Genomic DNA, 988 nt, shown 5'->3' on the forward strand with positions numbered 1-988 from the left:
GCCCTGTATCGTATAAAATTCTTCCATTAATGGAAGCAGCGAGCCGTCGTCTGGAATCTGGTGTGCCATAATATTTTGCAAAGCTACCTATTTAAGCCGAAAGCATAAAGGCCAATGGTAAACGTAAGGTAAAACCTTTTCCATTTGTACTTTTTATTTTAATTAATAATGGCTATTATTACTCCAATTATCAAACTATAACCTTATCTCATCAATTATAATTGCCTGTGTAAATTTGTCATCATGAAAGTCTGATCAATACTTAAAACCCTTAAGCCATGAAAAAACTTTACTTCCCTTTAATTTTTTTGGCAATGCTTTGTTTTAGCTCCTGCGTAGATATTGAGGAGCAATACGATTTTAAAAGCGATGGCAGCTGTAATGTAGTTTATGGTTTTGATATGAGCAAGGCGGTATCAGTTTTGGTAAACCTCATGTCTGACTCGGTGAAAGAAACCCCTCAGTTTAGCCTGGTTAAGGACACAACCCTCAATTTTTATAGTGCCATGCCCGATAGCACACAGCAAAAAATGAGCATAGAGGAAAGTAATATGGCTAAAAGCAGCGACCTCTCTATCAACATGAACCTTAAAAAAAGTATCATGAAGGTAAATATCAAGCATGTGGCCAAAAATGCGGCCGATTTGCAATACTATCTTCAAAACCTTTCAAAAATTGCCCTTAACAGCCAGATCAATGCTTTTTCGAGCAGTGATAAAGCAAGCAAAACCTTTGATGCCCGGCAAATGGTAGCCGGACAGGATTATTACTCATATCAAATTACCCCTCATAAATTTTACAGGATAATTGATAAAGCTAAATTCAATGCCTTTTTAAAGAAAACCCAATCAACCTTTATGATGGCCAAGGCTATGCTGATAGATATGCCTTATAAGGTAATCCTCAAATTTGCAAAGCCTGTTAAAAAATTGAATAATTCAAAAGCAGTATTATCTGCCGACAGGAGAAGTGTAACACTGGTTACCAG

Annotated in this window: 1 protein-coding gene; it reads left to right on the plus strand. The window is 36.5% G+C overall.

Annotated elements, in window-relative coordinates:
- Positions 1-278: 278 nt before the first annotated feature.
- Positions 279-988, plus strand: a 710-nt coding sequence (locus AC1DRQ_RS31820) for a hypothetical protein (RefSeq protein ID WP_477430198.1), incomplete at its 3' end; no start/stop codon positions are given.

The organism is Mucilaginibacter sp. P4_E8 (genome assembly GCF_056401495.1).